This window comes from Pseudomonas khorasanensis (genome assembly GCF_014268505.2).
In the GTDB taxonomy this organism is placed as follows: domain Bacteria; phylum Pseudomonadota; class Gammaproteobacteria; order Pseudomonadales; family Pseudomonadaceae; genus Aquipseudomonas; species Aquipseudomonas khorasanensis.
The window spans coordinates 1,060,391-1,076,078 of record NZ_JABWQP020000001.1; the positions used below are offsets into that span (position 1 = coordinate 1,060,391).

The window sequence follows — 15,688 nt, forward strand, 5'->3', positions numbered from 1 at the left end:
CCGGCCCCATCGCGAGCAGGCTCGCTCTCACATTTGAAATGCATTCCCCCCAGTAGGAGCGAGCCTGCTTGCGAAGGCGTCCGTCATGGCGGCGCATCTCCATGGCCAAACCAGTCAGCCACTTTGATAGCTTTGACCATTGCCCCAAGCCTCGCGCAGCGCGACTATCCCTCTGTTGTTTACGGTTCCCAGCCTAATAAAAACACCGAGGGATTCTGGCAATGCGCGATTACTTGTCTGCCACCGAACAGTTCAATTATCAGCACACCGTCGAGGCTGCGCTCAGCGGAACGCTTGCGGCGCTCAATGCTTGCGTCGAATGCTGCGACCGCCACGCCTTGCCCGGACGCATCGCGTTGTTCTGGGAAGGTCGCGACGGCGCCAGCGCGACGTACACGTTCACTGACCTGCAAGACAAGGCCGCGCGTTTCGCCAACTTTCTCCTTGGCCAAGGCGTGCAGAAGGGTGACAAGGTCGCCGGCCTGCTGCCGCGCAACGTTGAATTGCTCATCACTGTGCTCGCCACCTGGCGCATCGGCGCGGTGTATCAACCCCTGTTTACCGCGTTCGGCCCCAAAGCCCTCGAACATCGCCTGAACAGTTCCGGCGCGAAAGTGGTGGTGACCGACGCGGTCAACCGCCCGAAGCTCGCCGAGGTCACTGATTGCCCGACCGTGGTCACGGTCGGCGGTGCAAAAGGGCAAGGCATTGTCCAGGGTGATTTCAGTTTCTGGGCCGAGCTGGCCAACTATTCCAATGTTTGCGAACCGGTGCTGTTGACCGGTGAAGATCCCTTTCTGCTGATGTTCACGTCGGGCACAACCGGCCCGGCGAAAGCCTTGTCGGTGCCGCTCAAAGCCATCGTCGCCTTTCAGAGCTACACCCGCGATGCAGTAGATCTGCGCCCCGAAGACGCTTTCTGGAACGTTGCCGATCCGGGCTGGGCCTATGGCATCTATTTCGGCGTCACCGGCCCGTTGGCACTGGGGCACCCGATCACGTTCTACGATGGCCCGTTCACCCTCGAGAGCACCTGCCGGGTGATCAACAAATACGGCATCACCAACCTCACCGGTTCGCCCACCGCCTACCGCCTGCTGATCGCCGGGGGACAGGATTTCTCCAAATCGATCAAAGGCAAACTGCGCATCGTCAGCAGCGCCGGCGAGCCACTGAACCCGGAAGTGATCCGCTGGTTCGCCGACAACCTTGACGTGGTCATTCATGACCACTACGGCCAGACCGAACTGGGCATGGTGCTGTGCAATCACCATGGCCTCGATCATCCGGTGCACATCGGTGCGGCCGGTTTCGCGTCGCCGGGCCATCGCATCGTCGTGCTGGATGAGCAATACAACGAACTGGGCGTCGGCCAGCCGGGCATCCTCGCCATCGACCGCCCGCAGTCGCCAATGTGCTGGTTCGGCGGCTATGAAGGCGCGCCGACCAAAGCCTTCGTCGGCAATTACTACCTGAGCGGCGACACTGTCGAGTGGAACCCGGACGGCAGTATCAGCTTCGTCGGCCGCAGCGACGACGTGATTACCACCTCGGGCTACCGCGTAGGTCCGTTCGATGTTGAAAGCGCGCTGATCGAACACCCAGCCGTGGTCGAAGCGGCAGTGGTCGGCAAGCCCGACCCGGAGCGCACTGAACTGGTGAAAGCCTTTGTCGTGTTGAGCGCGCAATACCGCGCGGCGCCGGAGCTGGCTGAGGAGCTGCGCCAACACGTACGCAAGCGTCTGGCCGCGCATTCTTACCCCCGTGAAATCGAATTTGTCAGCGAATTGCCGAAAACCCCAAGCGGCAAATTGCAGCGCTTTATCTTGCGCAACCAGGAAATCGCCAAGGCTCAAGAGGCCGCGGCGCACAACGTTTCAGCTTGAATCCAAGGAAACCCAGTCATGCAGATCGAGAACAAGGTTTTTATCGTCACCGGCGGCGCGTCCGGCCTGGGCGCAGCCACCGCTGAATTGCTGGTGAAGGCCGGCGCCAAGGTGATGCTGGTGGACATGAACGCCGAAGCGGTGGCCGCGCAGGCCGAGCGTCTGGGCGCACACAGTGTGGTGGCCGACATCAGCAACGAAGCCGCCGCAGACGCCGCTGTGCAAGCGACGGTCAAAGCCTTCGGTAGCCTCAATGGTCTGGTCAACTGCGCCGGTATCGTTCGGGGCGAAAAAATTCTCGGCAAGAACGGCCCGCATGCACTGGCCAGTTTCGCCCAGGTGATCAACGTCAACCTGATCGGCAGTTTCAACATGCTGCGACTGGCCGCTGCGGCCATCGCCGAAAGCGAAGCCAATGCTGACGGCGAACGCGGCGTGATCATCAACACAGCCTCGGTCGCGGCGTTCGACGGCCAGATCGGTCAGGCCGCGTATTCGGCGTCCAAGGGCGCGATCACCAGCCTGACCCTGCCGGCCGCGCGCGAGCTGGCGCGTTTTGGCATTCGGGTGATGACCATCGCCCCGGGGATTTTCGAAACCCCGATGATGGCCGGCATGACCCCGGAAGTCCGCGAGTCGCTGGCCGCTGGCGTACCGTTCCCGCCACGCCTGGGCAAACCCGATGAATACGCCGCACTGGTTCGCCACATCATCGAAAACAGCATGCTCAACGGCGAGGTGATCCGTCTCGACGGCGCCTTGCGCATGGCCGCCAAGTAAGGAGGATTAGTCATGACTATTTCCAACGATCCGATTGTCATCGTCAGCGCCGTCCGTACCCCGATGGGCGGCTTTCAGGGCGAACTGAAAAGCCTCACCGCGCCGCAACTCGGTGCTGCGGCGATCAAGGCAGCAGTAGAGCGCGCCGGTGTCGCCAGCGATTCGGTTGATGAGGTGTTGTTCGGTTGCGTATTGCCGGCAGGCCTCGGCCAGGCGCCGGCACGACAAGCCGCACTGGGCGCCGGGCTGGATAAATCGACGCGCTGCACCACGGTCAACAAGATGTGCGGTTCGGGCATGGAAACCACCATTCTGGCCCACGACATGCTGATCGCCGGCAGCGCCGACGTGGTCATTGCCGGGGGCATGGAAAGCATGTCCAATTCGCCGTATCTGCTCGATCGCGCCCGCAGCGGCTACCGCATGGGCCACGGCCGCGTGCTCGATTCGATGTTCCTCGATGGCCTCGAAGACGCTTACGACAAGGGCCGCCTGATGGGCACCTTCGCCGAGGATTGCGCCGAGACCAACGGTTTCAGCCGTGAAGCGCAGGACGCCTTTGCCATCGCCTCGACCACCCGCGCACAACAGGCCATCAAGGACGGCAGCTTCCAGGACGAAATCGTCCCGCTGACCGTTACCGTTGGCAAGGAACAGGTTGTCATCAGTCACGACGAGCAACCGCCAAAAGCCAAACTCGACAAAGTCGCCTCGCTGAAACCGGCGTTCCGTGAAGGCGGCACGGTGACCGCTGCCAATTCCAGTTCCATCTCCGACGGCGCGGCGGCGCTGGTGTTGATGCGTCAATCCCATGCGCAGCAACTGGGCCTAAAACCACTGGCGGTGATCCACGGTCACGCTGCGTTCGCCGACACACCGGGGCTGTTTCCGACGGCGCCGATCGGCGCCATCAAGAAACTGGTGAAGAAAACCGGTTGGGCATTGGATCAGGTGGACCTGTTCGAGGTGAACGAAGCGTTTGCCGTCGTCGGCATGGCAGCGATGACGCACCTGGAAATCCCCCACGACAAGCTCAACGTGCACGGCGGCGCCTGCGCGCTGGGCCACCCGATCGGTGCCTCCGGTGCGCGGATTCTGGTGACGTTGCTGTCGGCCCTGCGTCAACGCAACCTGAAGCGCGGCATCGCGGCGATCTGCATCGGCGGCGGCGAAGCGACGGCCATGGCCGTGGAATGCGTTTATTGAAGGCATACCCGATTTAACTGTGGGAGCGAGCCTGCTCGCGAAGGCGTCGTATCATCCAGCCTGTGTTTCACGGGCACACCCCTTTCGCGAGCAGGCTCGCTCCCACAAGGTTCGATGTCGTTCTCCGGATTTTAAGGACCCACCATGATCCCCAACGAAGACCAGCAGCAGATCCGCGACATGGCCCGGCAGTTTGCCGAGGAGCGGCTCAAGCCGTTTGCCGCCGAGTGGGACCGCGAACACCGTTTCCCCAAGGAGGCCGTCGCCGAGATGGCTGAACTGGGTTTCTTCGGCATGCTCGTGCCGGAGCAGTGGGGCGGTTGCGACACCGGTTACCTGGCCTACGCCATGGCCCTTGAAGAGATCGCCGCCGGCGACGGTGCGTGCTCGACGATCATGAGCGTGCACAACTCGGTCGGCTGCGTGCCCATCCTCAAGTTCGGCAATGACGAGCAGCGCGAACGCTTCCTCAAACCGCTGGCCAGCGGCGCCATGCTCGGGGCGTTTGCGCTGACCGAGCCGCAGGCGGGTTCCGATGCGAGCAGCTTGAAAACCCGCGCGCGACGTGAGGGCGATCACTACGTGCTGAACGGCTGCAAACAGTTCATCACTTCAGGGCAGAACGCCGGGGCGGTGATCGTCTTCGCGGTCACCGATCCGAGCGCCGGCAAACGCGGGATCAGCGCGTTCATCGTGCCGACCGACTCGCCGGGCTATACCGTCGCGCGGGTCGAAGACAAACTCGGCCAGCATGCTTCCGACACCTGCCAGATCCTCTTTGAAGACCTGAAAGTGCCAGCGGCCAACCGCCTGGGTGAAGAGGGCGAAGGCTACAAGATTGCGCTGGCCAACCTCGAAGGCGGCCGCGTGGGTATCGCCGCGCAGGCGGTGGGCATGGCGCGTGCAGCCTTCGAAGCCGCCCGCGACTACGCCCGCGAGCGTGACACTTTCGGCAAACCGATCATCGAGCATCAGGCCGTGGCGTTCCGCCTGGCCGACATGGCCACGCAGATTGCCGTTGCCCGGCAGATGGTCCATTACGCAGCGGCATTGCGCGACAGCGGCCAACCGGCTCTGGTCGAGGCGTCGATGGCCAAGCTGTTCGCCTCGGAAATGGCCGAGAAAGTCTGCTCCATGGCCTTGCAAACCCTCGGCGGTTACGGTTACCTCAACGACTTCCCGCTGGAACGGATCTACCGCGACGTGCGCGTTTGCCAGATCTACGAAGGCACCAGCGACATCCAGCGCATGGTCATTTCGCGCAACCTCTGACAAGGAATTAATTCATGACTTACGAAACGATTCTTCTGGACATCAACGACCGCGTAGGCCTGATCACCCTCAACCGGCCGCAGGCGCTGAATGCCCTGAACGCGCAACTGGTCAGCGAAGTGAACCACGCCCTCGACGCGCTGGAGGCCGACGCCAACATCGGTTGCATCGTCATCACCGGCTCGAAAAAAGCTTTCGCCGCCGGGGCGGACATCAAGGAAATGGCTGAACTGACGTACCCGCAGATCTACATGGACGATTTGTTCAGCGACAGCGATCGCGTCGCCAACCGGCGCAAGCCGATCATCGCTGCCGTCAACGGTTTCGCCCTCGGCGGCGGCTGCGAACTGGCGCTGATGTGCGACTTCATCCTGGCGGGCGATAACGCCAGATTCGGTCAGCCGGAAATCAACCTCGGCGTGCTGCCGGGCATGGGCGGCACCCAGCGCCTGACCCGCGCGGTCGGCAAGGCCAAAGCCATGGAAATGTGCCTGAGCGGGCGCATGATCGATGCGGTGGAAGCCGAGCGCTGCGGCATCGTCGCGCGGATCGTGCCGAGCGATGAGTTGCTTGATGAAGCATTGAAGGTCGCGGCGGTGATCGCCAGCAAATCGCTGCCGATTGCGATGATGGTCAAGGAAAGCGTCAACCGGGCGTTTGAGGTCAATCTGACTGAAGGCGTGCGCTTTGAGCGGCGGGTGTTCCATGCCGCGTTTGCGACGCACGACCAGAAGGAAGGGATGGCGGCGTTTGTGGGTAAGCGTGAGGCAGTGTTCCAAGGGAAGTAACACAGCGGTCGAGCTGACACTTTCGCGAGCAGGCTCGCTCCCACTCCCAATTGTGGAGATTCCTGTGGGAGCGAGCCTGCTCGCGAAGCTTTTAGAGCTGGTAGTTCTTCAGGTCCCGCGCGATGACCATCCGCTGAATCTCGCTGGATCCTTCATAGATCTGGGTAATCCGGGCATCGCGGTAATACTTCTCGACCGGGTAATCCTCCAGATATCCATACCCGCCATGGATCTGAATCGCCGACGAACAGACCTTCTCGGCCATCTCGGATGCAAACAACTTGGCCTGTGAAGCCTCGGACAGACAAGGTTTGCCCGCCGTGCGCAGCCGCGCCGCGTGCAGAATCAATAACCGCGCGGCATTGATCTGCATGTGCATGTCAGCCAGCAGATTGGCGATGCTCTGGTGTTCGATGATCGGCTTGTCGAATTGCACACGATCCTTGGAGTAGGCCAGTGCTGCCTCAAACGCTGCGCGGGCAATGCCCAGCGCCTGAGCCGCGATGCCGATGCGACCGCCTTCGAGGTTGGACAGGGCAATCGCCAGGCCCTTGCCGCGCTCACCCAGCAGGTTGGCTTCAGGGATGCTGCAGTTGCTCAGCGTCACCGCACAGGTGTCAGAAGCACGGATGCCCATTTTGTGTTCAGTGCGATCGACGATGAACCCTGGCGTATCCGTCGGCACCAGAAACGCCGAAATGCCTTTCTTGCCCAGATCCGGATCGGTCACCGCAAACACGATCGCCAGTTTCGCCCGTTTGCCATTGCTGACGAACTGCTTGGCGCCGTTGATCACCCACTGGCCGTCGCGCAGTTCGGCGCGGGTGCGCAGGTTATGGGCTTCAGAACCGGCTTGCGGTTCAGTCAGGCAGAAGCAACCGATGGTTTGCCCGCTGGCCAGAGCGGCCAGCCAGGTCTGTTTCTGTTCGTCGCTGCCGTAATTGAGCACCGGACCGCAGCCCACGGAATTGTGGATGCTCATGAACGCGCCCGTGGCGCCGTCACCGGCCGAGATTTCTTCCACTGCCAGGGCGTAGGCAACGTAATCGACATAGGTGCCGCCCCATTCCTCAGGAACCACCATACCGAGCAGGCCCAACTCGCCCATCTTCGCCACCAGGGCGTCGTCGATCCAGCCGGCCTTTTCCCAGGCCTGCGCGTGGGGCGCGATTTCGCCACGGGCAAAATCCCGGGCCATGTCGCGGATCATCACTTGTTCTTCGGTCAGTTCGAGATCGTGCATGACTCAGCTCCCGCTCTCATCAAAACCATGGAAGAAAGCTGCAACCCGGGCAGCGTCCAGTTCAGCGACGGTCGGCGGATTCCAGCGCGGCGTTTTGTCTTTGTCGATCAGCAGGGCACGGACGCCTTCGATCAAGTCGCCACGGTCGAACCACTGGCGATCCAGATGCAGCTCCAGGGCGAAGCAATGCTCCAGACTCAAGTGCCTGCCGCGACGAAGCATTTCCAGGGTCACGGCCATGGCCAGGGGGGAACGGGTTTCCAGGAGGTCAGCGGTGGCAGTCGCCCATTCATGGCTGTCGGCAACGGTGACGGCGCGCAACTGCTCGACCATGCTTGGCACGTCGGGCAGGGCGAAGAAGTGGTCGATGGCCGGGCGCAGGGCGCGGAGCGGCGCATCGGGCAGGGTTTGCACGGCATGTTTGGCCAGCAGGTTCTGCAGCGACTTGAGCGGCGTGTCCTGCCATTCCATCTGGTCGAGCCTTTCATCCAGCAGCGCCAGTTTGCTGCTCTCCAGGTACCAGTCGGCGAGGCCGCAATACAACGCATCGGCGGCCCGAATCTGCACGCCGCTGACGCCCAGATAGATTCCCAACTCACCGGGAATGCGCGGCAGGAAATAACTGCCGCCGACGTCGGGGAAATAACCGATTGCCACTTCCGGCATTGCCAGGCGGCTTTTTTCGGTGACCACCCGCAGATCCGCGCCTTGCACCAGGCCCATGCCGCCGCCGAGGACAAAACCGTCCATGAGGGCCAGCACCGGTTTGCGGTAGTGATGAATCGTCAAATCGAGGGCGTATTCCTCGACGAAGAAATCTTCGTGCAGCGTGTCGCCGCTTTTGTAGCTGTCGTACAGAGAACGAATATCGCCGCCGGCGCAGAAGGCTTTCTCACCGGCACCGCGCAGAACCACGGCGTGGACATCGGCGTCAGTCGCCCAGGCATCGAGCTGCTGTTGCAGCTGACGCACCATGTCGAGGGTGATTGCATTAAGGCCTGCAGGGCGGTTGAGGGTCAGGTGGCCGATATGGTTGCGCACCTCGGCCAGCACGTCGTTCTGCATGGCATCCATGGACTGGGTCCGCTGGGATGAAGCCTGAGCTGTCATCAGTAACTCCCTGCTTTTATTGTCTTTATTCGATAAGCCCGCGCGCGGGCGTTAGCGGATCGTAACAGCGCAAATTTGTCATGTACAACGGGGATATGTGCAGGGGGAATCTGCGTTTTTATCTTAGGGCCGCTACCTGTGTAGGAGCTGACGAGTGCACGGGATCATTTGAACGTTTCGGTAATGCTGCGTCGCTTGGCGTGCAGTTCGCTGGCGTGGATCAGGCGTTCGAGGTCTTCGGGGGTGACGTCGATAAAGGCTTCCATGTCGGCCAGCGCAAGCTTCAGGTCATCGGCGGTAATCGCCAGGCTGTCGACCGGGGCAACCGGCGGCGCCGGGTCGGCGGGGCGTTTCGGGTAGCGGATCCGGGTCAGGTTGTTGTAGGCCAGCGCGCTCATGAGCATGCACACGGCGCCGAGCATTACCGGTTCCATGGCTTTCCAGTCCATGGCAATGGTCGCCGGGTCGGCCAGTACCAGCGTCAACGCCAGCGCGCCGGCCGGTGGATGCAGGCAACGCAGCCAGCACATCAGGACCACCGCCATGCCGGCGGCGAGGCAGGCGCTGCCCAGGGTTCGACCGAGTACGTGGGAAACCAGCAAGGCGACAGCACCGGCACACAAGTAACCGCCGAGTATCGACCACGGCTGGGCGAGGGCGCCCGAGGACACGGCGAACAGCAACACCGCCGATGCGCCCAGCGGGCCGATCAGGTGATACGCGACCTCATGACCGAACACCTGGGCGCACATCCACACACTGAACAGCGTGCCCAGGCCCATGCCGATCGCGGCGCGGCTCCATTCGGTGGGACGGGTATTGATGGCGGCGGGCAACCAGCGAGCGAGCATGTAGAACTGATCCTTTACAAAAATCCGGGGCAAAAAAAAGGACTTGTCCGGCATATCCGGAAAGCCCTCGAAGCGTTCCAACATTGGGGGAGGAACGCGCACAGTTTGCCGCTCAAACTGGATGCTGACAAATTCATATAAATGCAGTTTTAGTGCACTATTTTTGAACTGAAGCAGATCGGCGTGCGCCGACGACGCACAGGTAGCCGCCCAGCGCTGCCACGGCAGCCAACGCGTAGAACATGCTCGGAGCCGGTGTGTGCATCAGCAGAAAGCCGCACATCACCGGACTCGCGGCCCCGCCGAGAGCCGCCAGGTTTTGTGCGCCGTAGTAGCTTCCACGCAGTGCTTGCGGGGCGAGGGTGTCGACGAACAAAAAATCCGCCGGGTAGATGATCATTTCGCCCAGGGTGAAAACGAACATCGCCACGCACCAGCCAATCAGGCTGCCGGCCAGACTGAAACCGATCAGCCCGACGATGAACAACGCGGTGCCACCGGCAATCCAGTGGCGCAGACGGTCGCGGCTTAACCAACGGCCGACCTGGTACTGCAACAAAATCACCGTGATTGCATTGCAGGCGAGCAGGGCAGCCATGGTGTCCAGCGTCTGTTGCTGGGTGTACGTGACCAACAGGTATTGCGACAGGTAAAGCGTGAAGCGGCCGTGCACCAATGTGCTTAACAGGCAGCCGAGGGTGAACAGCACCATGGTGCGGTCTTTTTTCAGAATGATCAGGGTGCTGACAAAGCTTTGCGGCGCGTTGCCGGTCGCCATCTGGCTTGCATCCCTGGGGGCACCGATCAGCAGGAAGATACTGCCAATGGCAATCGCACCGGCGACGAAAAACGGCGCGGACGGCTGCACTCCGGCAATCACCACGCCGATCATCGGCCCGACCGCATAGCCGATATTGGTCAACGTGTAACTGAGGGAGAACGCCTTGACCCGTTGGCCCACCGGGAGGTTCTCGCTGAGGATCGCCTTGGAGCCGATAAGGAACAATGCCGACGCGGTTTCACTGATGATCAGCACCAGGGTGACCAGGTACAGGTTCTGCGCGAGCGTCAGTAAAATCAGGCCGATGCCGCTGGAGAGCATGGTCAGAATCAGCAAACGCCGCTTGTCGAGCCGGTCAATGATGTAGCCGCCGTACAACGACAACAGCGTGGCACTGAACACCGCAATGCCCAGCAACAGGCCAACATCCTGCGGATCGAGCCCGAGCTTGTTGCTGAGAAACAGCGTCAGCAACGGGCTGATCAGGGCGCGACTGATCACGACGGTGAGCGAGCTGATCATCAACCGACGGATGAGGGGCGAGTAGGTGGTCACGGAGGAGGAATGTCCTTATTCAGATTGCCGGCGTGCGCCATCCTCACCGGCGCCGAGTCCAACGGTCAAGCAGACAGACCACAATCCAATGTGGGAGCGAGCCTGCTCGCGATTGATCGTTCCCTCAGCCCCGATCAAGCCACATCCGAAGCCGCCCGCCACTTGCGCAGTGAAATCGGCAGTTTGCGTGACTCTCCACGTCCCATCGGAAAATACTTGAAGCCAGCGCGCGCCAGCCGCTCGGCGTCATACAGATTACGACCGTCAAAAATCACCGGGTTGTTCAATCGCTGTTTGATCAGGTCAAAGTCCGGCGCCTTGAACTGTTGCCATTCGGTGCAAATGATCAGCGCATCGGCGCCAGAAAGCACCGACTCCGGTGTCCCCATCAACACCAATCCAGATTCGTTCGGGTAAATCTGTCGGGTTTGCTGCATGGCCTCCGGGTCAAACGCGCGCACGCTGGCGCCGGCGGCCCACAATTGTTCCAGGAGCATTCGGCTCGGCGCTTCGCGCATGTCGTCCGTGTTGGGTTTGAACGCCAGTCCCCAGAGCGCAAATGCCTTGCCCCGTAAATCGCCCCGGTAGAACGCGTTGATCCGTTCGAACAGTTTGTGCTTCTGCCGCTGGTTGATCGCCTCGACGGCCTGCAACAAATCGCTGGAGCAATGCGCCTGCTCGGCACTGTGAATCAGCGCGCGCACGTCCTTGGGAAAACACGAACCGCCATAACCGCAGCCCGGATAGATGAAGTGATAGCCGATGCGGGTATCGGCCCCCATGCCCTGGCGCACTGACTCAATGTCCGCGCCCAGGTGCTCGGCGAGTTCGGCCATCTGATTGATGAAGCTGATCTTGGTGGCGAGCATGCAGTTGGCGGCGTATTTGGTCAGCTCGGCGCTGCGCAGGTCCATGAACATGATGCGGTCGTGGTTGCGGTTGAACGGCGCATACAGATCGCGCATCACGTCGCGCACCTCATCGCCTTCGCAACCGATAACGATGCGGTCGGGCCGGCGGCAGTCGGCGACCGCCGAGCCCTCCTTGAGAAATTCCGGGTTGGAGACCATATCGAACTGCAGCAACCGGCCGACTTTGATCAGCGCTTTTTCAATGTGGCTGCGCAAGGTATCGCCCGTGCCCACCGGCACCGTGGATTTCTGCGCGATGATCAGTGGGGGCTCCCGGTGGCGGGCAATCGCATCACCGACCGACAGCACGTAGCGCAGATCCGCTGAACCGTCCTCTCGAGATGGCGTGCCTACAGCAATGAACGCCACACGCCCATGCAGCACCGCGAGTGTTTCATCGGAGGTGAATTGCAGTCGTTTCGAGTCCAGGCCCTCGCGCACCAGGCGGGTCAGGCCCGGTTCGAAGATGCTGACGTCGCCTTGGCACAAGCGCTTGATCTTCTCCTCATCGACGTCCATGCACACGACATCATGGCCGACCTCGGCCAACACGGCCGCTTGCACCAGACCGACATAACCGCTGCCAAACACTGTGATCTTCATGGAGCACTCCTGAGCGCTGATCCCTGCGTCAGGATAGGAACGTCATGTTTCAGTTCGCCTACCGAGTGGTATGCGTTCCAAACAGCTGCATTCAAGGGGCGGGGCAGACCGTTGGGGCAATGCCCGATTGACTTTTAGGTCCTCGGACGGCAGGTTGTCGGCCTTTCGCGGCAACCCCGTCATTGAGTCATGCCGTTTTTTGTCAAAGACGCCTGTGGAACGGTCGGCTGATCATCTTTTTAATGCCTGCCCGCCGCCGTTCTGTTTCCCTGCGTTCATTGTTTTTGTTGAATCGTTTTTTATTTCAAGGCCGTTTCGTTTGAGTGATTTGTCGAGTACCCAACCCGCACTGTCCAACACCAATCCACTGACCGTTTACCTGGCACGGCTGGCGCCCTCCAGCCAGTTGACCATGCGCTATGTGCTGCAAGACGCCGCCGACCGCCTCGGTTTCGAGGACATGGATATTGAAGAGATTCCCTGGCATGGGCTGCAACCGGAAGACGTCGTGGCCCTGGTCGCCGCGTTACGCGCCGACGGTTATGCGCCCAACACCTCGTCGTTGTACGTGAACGCGATGCGCGGCGTGATGAACGAGGCCTGGCGCATGAGCCTGATCACACAGGATCACTTGCTGAAGATGCGTTCGGTCAAAGGCATCGCCGGCACGCGACTGTCGCAGGGGCGCAACCTCAAGCGCACCTTGATTCATGAACTGATGGAAGTCTGCGCCGCCGACCCGCGCCCGCAAGGCCTGCGCGACGCAGCAGTGATTGCGCTGCTGTACGGCACGGGCATGCGCAAGTCGGAGTCGGTGGATCTGGATTTGAGTCAGGTCGATTTCAGGGAACGCAGCCTGACTGTGACCGGCAAGGGCAATAAACAGCTGATCAAGTACGCGCCGGCCTGGGCATTCGCCAAGCTCGATGCCTGGCTGGAGCTGCGCCGCTCACAGCTCAAGGAGGGCGAAAGTGATGACGCGTTTCTGTTCAACCGCATTCGCCGAGGCAGCCACATCACCCGCGAGCGCATCACCAAGCACGCGATTTATTACATTGCCCGTCAGCGCGGTACGCAGGTCGGGGTGAAGATCATGCCGCACGATTTCCGTCGCTCGTTCATCACTCGAGTGATCGAGGAACACGACCTGTCGATCGCACAGAAACTGGCGCACCACAGCAATATCCAGACGACCGCCAACTACGATGTGCGTGATGACAACGAGCGGCGGCGGGCGGTGGATCGCTTCGACTTGTAAGGCTGATCAACCGGGCGAAGGGCAGTTGCGTGGACCGGTCGCCGCCTGGACGATCTGCGCGGCCAGGCGTTTAACGTTGTTCTGCTGCGCGGTGACCAGTTCCTCGATGCTCGGCCCCGACGGTGTCTGCAAGACTGAACGGCACGTCAGCAACGCTGCGTCCGCCGCCCCGAGCGGACGCAAGCGCCATTTCACGTCGATCAAGGCGTACTGGCCGGGAATCGAGTCGAAGCGTTGTACATCAAGGCGCACGGAGGCTTGTTGCTGGCCGACGCCATTACTCAATTGATCGAGCATCGCACCTCGCAACTCATCGGCAAGGCTGGCGCTCCACCAATCGGTTTCGAGGATCGCCACACCGCTGTTGCCCTCGCGAATAACGATTTGTGCGCGATCAACCTGCGGCGGCACGGTGATGCTTTCGATGGCAATGTCAGCGCTGCTGCGGCTGGTGCCCTGATGCACCGGGGTCAATGTGTGAAAGCTGATCGGGTCGCTGCGGCACGCGCCCAGAAGCACAAACGCAGCAAGCACGGTGATCTTCAACGGTAAAGCCATGGAATCAGCTCCTGTGCTCAATTGCGGGGCGGTCCTTTGAGGTCCAGCGGCGCTGCGTTGTCCGGGCGTCCGCGAATCAGCGACTCAGGGTGCCGGCCAAGGTAGTCCGACAGCTCACGCAAAGAGCGCGACATGCGCCCGAGTTCGTCGAGGGTCTCGGTCAATTGTTCGCGCTGCGGTGAGTCTTCGGCCAGGGTCGAATTGGCGGATTGCAGGGTCTTGCTGACGTCCGCGAGGGTGCTCTGCACGCCCGGCAGCGTCTTGGCATTGAATTGCTTGAGGCCTTTGCGCAGCTCGACCAGATTACCGTCGAGGTTGCTGGCGATACGTTCCACCGGCAGCGCATTGATCTTGTTGACCATCGCTTCGAGTTTTTCCTGCAACTGCTCGAGGCTGCCCGGTATCGTCGGAATACTGACCGGCCGAGCGCTTGGATCGAAGGCGACTTTCGGTGCTTTCGGGTAGAAATCCAGCGAAATGTACAACTGGCCAGTGAGCAGGTTGCCGTTGCGTGCCTGAGCGCGCAGGCCGTTCTCGATGAAAGTGCCAATCAGGCGCGCGCCGGTGGCCTCGTCGTTCTCGTCTCCATGGTAGGTCTTGAGTATTTTCGCGTGGGCGCGACCTAGTCGTTGCGGATAGATGACGATGCCGACATTGACCGGAAAGCTGCGTTTGACCTCGTCGAAATCCAGGTTGACGCCGACCACCCGACCAATTTCGATGCCCAGGAACTCCACGGGCGCATCGACCTTGAGCCCACGCAATGCCTGGTCGAAACGCAACGTCAGGTATTGCGCCTTGCCATCGGGCGGGGCGAGGGCGGCGGTCTGGGTGGCGAACAGTTCGAAGTTCTTTTCTTCGCCGGCGGGCGTGTCGTTGGGGCTGTAGTCCGGGGCGCGGAAGGCGATGCCACCGACCAGCAGACTCGACAGCGATTCGGTCTTCACCGCAACGCCGTTGGCGCCGACATTGACGTCGATGCCGCTGGCGTTCCAGAAACGGGTGTTTTCAGTGACGTAGGTATCGTTGGGTGAATGAATGAACACCTCGACATTGACGCCTTTGCCATCTTGATCCAGTGCGTAGGCCACCACCTGGCCCACCGGAATCTTGCGGTAATAGACCGGCGAACCAATGTCCAGCGAACCCAGGTCTGCGGTATGCAGGGTGAACCGCTTGCCCGGTTCGCCATACGTGATCGGCGGCGGGTTCTCCAGGCCTTTGAAATCTTTTCTGCGATTATTCGACTGGCCAATGTCGGCACCGATGTAGTCACCCGAGAACAGTGTGTCGATGCCGGACACGCCGCCGGCACCGATGCGCGGCCGCACGACCCAGAACTGCGAGTCCTCGCGGGTGAAGGCTTCGGCCTGCTTGGCCAGTTTGATCGTGGCGTTGACGTTTTTATGATCGTTGGCCAGTTCGACTTCCGAGACATGGCCGATGACCACGTTGCGGTATCTGACTTCGGTCTTGTTGGCGGTGAGGCCATCACCGGTCTTGAAGGTGACGGTGATCGTCGGGCCTTCCTGAAGGATGTTGTGTACCACCAGCGAGATGCCCACCAATACGGCCACAATCGGCACGATCCATACCAGTGAGACGCCGAAGCGACCGGTTTTGATCGGTGCCTGGCCCGGTGCTCGCGGCTCGTCGCTGGGTGACGACTTCATCCATGTCCTCCTCAATTCGTTGGGCACTGAGCGTCAGGAACGCAAAAGCACTTCCTCAATATAGAAGTGCTTGGCGATAGAGCAAATGTGTATAGCTGGCGTGCACCGCAAAATCCCTTGGCAGGCGCTGGGGGAAGGCTGCATTTGTTGATCATGTTCGGGACGCAGAGCGTCCCCGGCTGCATTCCCACGCAGAGCGTGGGAACGATCAAG

At 61.1% G+C, this 15,688-nt stretch carries 13 protein-coding genes; 6 read left to right on the forward strand and 7 right to left on the reverse strand.

Going from position 1 to position 15,688, the window contains the following annotated elements; all coding sequences use genetic code 11:
* Window positions 1-221: 221 nt before the first annotated feature.
* The 5 genes from HU727_RS04920 (at window position 222) to HU727_RS04940 (ending at window position 5,932) form a co-directional block, all read left to right on the forward strand.
* Window positions 222-1,886: an AMP-binding protein gene (locus tag HU727_RS04920; RefSeq protein ID WP_186528617.1), complete on the forward strand. Its 1,665-nt coding sequence runs from the start codon at window positions 222-224 to the stop codon at window positions 1,884-1,886.
* A gap of 18 nt (window positions 1,887-1,904) precedes the next feature.
* On the forward strand, window positions 1,905-2,666 hold the full coding sequence (locus tag HU727_RS04925; protein WP_186528626.1) for an SDR family NAD(P)-dependent oxidoreductase: 762 nt from the start codon (window positions 1,905-1,907) through the stop codon (window positions 2,664-2,666).
* A gap of 12 nt (window positions 2,667-2,678) precedes the next feature.
* On the forward strand, window positions 2,679-3,872 hold the full coding sequence (locus HU727_RS04930) for an acetyl-CoA C-acyltransferase (RefSeq protein ID WP_186528628.1): 1,194 nt from the start codon (window positions 2,679-2,681) through the stop codon (window positions 3,870-3,872).
* 144 nt (window positions 3,873-4,016) lie between these two features.
* Window positions 4,017-5,144, forward strand: coding sequence for an acyl-CoA dehydrogenase (locus tag HU727_RS04935; RefSeq protein ID WP_186528636.1), 1,128 nt, complete (start codon window positions 4,017-4,019; stop codon window positions 5,142-5,144).
* 14 nt (window positions 5,145-5,158) lie between these two features.
* Window positions 5,159-5,932 (forward strand): enoyl-CoA hydratase, encoded by a 774-nt coding sequence (locus tag HU727_RS04940; RefSeq protein ID WP_186528638.1) that lies wholly within the window; start codon window positions 5,159-5,161, stop codon window positions 5,930-5,932.
* A gap of 91 nt (window positions 5,933-6,023) precedes the next feature.
* On the opposite strand, the gene HU727_RS04945 is transcribed toward HU727_RS04940, so the two are convergent.
* From HU727_RS04945 to HU727_RS04965, 5 genes are all read right to left on the reverse strand, one after another.
* On the reverse strand, window positions 6,024-7,175 hold the full coding sequence (locus HU727_RS04945; protein ID WP_186528647.1) for an acyl-CoA dehydrogenase family protein: 1,152 nt from the start codon (window positions 7,173-7,175) through the stop codon (window positions 6,024-6,026).
* Window positions 7,176-7,178: 3 nt separating this feature from the next.
* The gene (locus HU727_RS04950) at window positions 7,179-8,285 is read right to left on the reverse strand and encodes an enoyl-CoA hydratase/isomerase family protein (protein ID WP_186528649.1); all 1,107 of its coding nucleotides are present in this window, start codon (window positions 8,283-8,285) and stop codon (window positions 7,179-7,181) included.
* 164 nt (window positions 8,286-8,449) lie between these two features.
* Window positions 8,450-9,136 carry an HPP family protein gene (locus HU727_RS04955; protein ID WP_186528651.1) on the reverse strand — a complete coding sequence of 229 codons (687 nt, stop codon included), beginning with the start codon at window positions 9,134-9,136 and terminating at the stop codon, window positions 8,450-8,452.
* Between the two features lie 157 nt (window positions 9,137-9,293).
* Window positions 9,294-10,472 carry an MFS transporter gene (locus tag HU727_RS04960; RefSeq protein ID WP_186528653.1) on the reverse strand — a complete coding sequence of 393 codons (1,179 nt, stop codon included), beginning with the start codon at window positions 10,470-10,472 and terminating at the stop codon, window positions 9,294-9,296.
* Between the two features lie 134 nt (window positions 10,473-10,606).
* Window positions 10,607-11,986, reverse strand: a complete 1,380-nt coding sequence (locus HU727_RS04965; RefSeq protein WP_186528655.1) for a UDP-glucose dehydrogenase family protein — start codon at window positions 11,984-11,986, stop codon at window positions 10,607-10,609.
* A 319-nt stretch (window positions 11,987-12,305) separates the two neighbouring features.
* On the opposite strand from HU727_RS04965, the gene HU727_RS04970 reads away from it, so the two are divergent.
* Window positions 12,306-13,244 (forward strand): site-specific integrase, encoded by a 939-nt coding sequence (locus HU727_RS04970; RefSeq protein ID WP_367616970.1) that lies wholly within the window; start codon window positions 12,306-12,308, stop codon window positions 13,242-13,244.
* 6 nt (window positions 13,245-13,250) lie between these two features.
* Here HU727_RS04970 and HU727_RS04975 read toward each other — a convergent pair whose 3' ends face one another.
* Both HU727_RS04975 and HU727_RS04980 read right to left on the reverse strand, forming a co-directional pair.
* Window positions 13,251-13,802: a PqiC family protein gene (locus tag HU727_RS04975; protein WP_186528657.1), complete on the reverse strand. Its 552-nt coding sequence runs from the start codon at window positions 13,800-13,802 to the stop codon at window positions 13,251-13,253.
* A gap of 17 nt (window positions 13,803-13,819) precedes the next feature.
* Window positions 13,820-15,475 carry a PqiB family protein gene (locus HU727_RS04980; RefSeq protein ID WP_186528664.1) on the reverse strand — a complete coding sequence of 552 codons (1,656 nt, stop codon included), beginning with the start codon at window positions 15,473-15,475 and terminating at the stop codon, window positions 13,820-13,822.
* Window positions 15,476-15,688 lie beyond the last annotated feature (213 nt).

Excerpts from the sequence above, each read along its gene's own strand:
- HU727_RS04920 (WP_186528617.1), top strand. The coding sequence starts at position 222 with ATGCGCGATTACTTGTCTGCCACCGAACAGTTCAATTATCAGCACACC.
- HU727_RS04925 (WP_186528626.1), top strand. The coding sequence starts at position 1,905 with ATGCAGATCGAGAACAAGGTTTTTATCGTCACCGGCGGCGCGTCCGGC.
- HU727_RS04930 (WP_186528628.1), top strand. The coding sequence starts at position 2,679 with ATGACTATTTCCAACGATCCGATTGTCATCGTCAGCGCCGTCCGTACC.
- HU727_RS04935 (WP_186528636.1), top strand. The coding sequence starts at position 4,017 with ATGATCCCCAACGAAGACCAGCAGCAGATCCGCGACATGGCCCGGCAG.
- HU727_RS04940 (WP_186528638.1), top strand. The coding sequence starts at position 5,159 with ATGACTTACGAAACGATTCTTCTGGACATCAACGACCGCGTAGGCCTG.
- HU727_RS04945 (WP_186528647.1), bottom strand. The coding sequence starts at position 7,175 with ATGCACGATCTCGAACTGACCGAAGAACAAGTGATGATCCGCGACATG.
- HU727_RS04950 (WP_186528649.1), bottom strand. The coding sequence starts at position 8,285 with ATGACAGCTCAGGCTTCATCCCAGCGGACCCAGTCCATGGATGCCATG.
- HU727_RS04955 (WP_186528651.1), bottom strand. The coding sequence starts at position 9,136 with ATGCTCGCTCGCTGGTTGCCCGCCGCCATCAATACCCGTCCCACCGAA.
- HU727_RS04965 (WP_186528655.1), bottom strand. The coding sequence starts at position 11,986 with ATGAAGATCACAGTGTTTGGCAGCGGTTATGTCGGTCTGGTGCAAGCG.
- HU727_RS04975 (WP_186528657.1), bottom strand. The coding sequence starts at position 13,802 with ATGGCTTTACCGTTGAAGATCACCGTGCTTGCTGCGTTTGTGCTTCTG.
- HU727_RS04980 (WP_186528664.1), bottom strand. The coding sequence starts at position 15,475 with ATGAAGTCGTCACCCAGCGACGAGCCGCGAGCACCGGGCCAGGCACCG.